Source organism: Clostridium sp. AM42-4 (genome assembly GCF_003480105.1).
In the GTDB taxonomy this organism is placed as follows: Bacteria; Bacillota; Clostridia; order Lachnospirales; family Lachnospiraceae; genus Brotaphodocola.
The window spans coordinates 4,395-5,568 of sequence record NZ_QUIK01000030.1; the positions used below are offsets into that span (position 1 = coordinate 4,395).

The 1,174-nt window shown below is 50.9% G+C and carries 1 protein-coding gene; it reads right to left on the reverse strand.

Annotated elements, in window-relative coordinates; genetic code table 11:
• Positions 1-16: 16 nt before the first annotated feature.
• Positions 17-1,174, reverse strand: a 1,158-nt coding sequence (locus DW922_RS16440) for a MobA/MobL family protein (RefSeq protein ID WP_243032277.1), incomplete at its 5' end; no start/stop codon positions are given.

Below are 1,174 nucleotides of genomic sequence, written 5' to 3' on the forward strand. Positions count from 1 at the left end.
AAATGGCAAGTGCCTGTTAAAGTTCCATATCCTGTTGTCTGTGTTTCGCCTGTGCCGGGGCGGTTCTTTGAGCCTTTTTCTCGTCTGCCTTATCCTGCAAGACTTCCTTGATGGGCTGCTTCTTAGGCGGCTCTTTACTTTCCTCTGTGCCGGGTGTGGCTTTCCGTACCCAGTAGCGGATGTCCCGCAGCTTCTTCAAATCCTCCTGTACCTCGGTCAGTGGTACTTTCAACTCTGCGATTTCTTCCAGAAGCGTTTCCTGCTCCTCTTGCAGCTCCTTTTGGGTACTGTCCTTATCATCTGGGTGCTTGGCAAGGTGGGTGGCGGCTTTTTCATACCGGGCAACCTCCGAGTGTTCCTGTTTGAATTTCTCCTTTGTTTTCTTAAAAAATATCTTCTGGTACTTCTCATAGACAGGCTTACATTCCTTGCAGTCTGTCCGGCTGGCAAGAATCCCGTCAATCACTTTGCTTCGGGCTTCCTTTGGCTTCATCTGATTGCGGTAATCTGCGGCTGATTTCCCGGAAGATTCCAGAAATGCTTCTAAGTCCTCCACAGTGGAAAGCCCCTTTTGCTGGAGATAGGACAGGGCTTCGCTGACTGCCTTTAAGTCCTGTGAAGTCCCCCGATTTTGTCCAGACCTCGTCCAGTCCTTCCGTTCTTCCTTTCGTATCTCCATATATTTCATCAGTAGATTGGGAAGAAGTGTCGCTTCCTCCGCCGCCTTTTGTGCAAGCAGTTCTTTCCGTTTTTCTCCCAGCTCGGTAATCCAGCCTTTGAGGTTTTGGATAAGCTGCCGGATGGACTTCATCAGGCGGTTGGCGGCTCTGATTTCCCGGTTCAGGTTGCCGATGTTCGTCTGGATACCCCGCTTTTCCATCTGCCGGACAGCAGCTCCCTCATGGACAGTAGGGATAATATCAAGCCCCTGTCTGGCATAAGAACGCAAGTCCACACGCTCTGGGCGGTCATTGGCTTCCAGATAGCGGTTCTGGATGACCTCCCATTCATGCCGCCAGATTTCGCAATACTTCTGGTCGTTCCAATCCACCGTATCCTCCTTGTGGCTTTTCCATCTGCCGGACGGAAGTTTTATCCGTTCCCCGTTTTCGTCAAGGTCATAAACCTTGCGGCTCTTGGGAAGCCATTTTCCATGTTCGTCCATTGCCCTCAT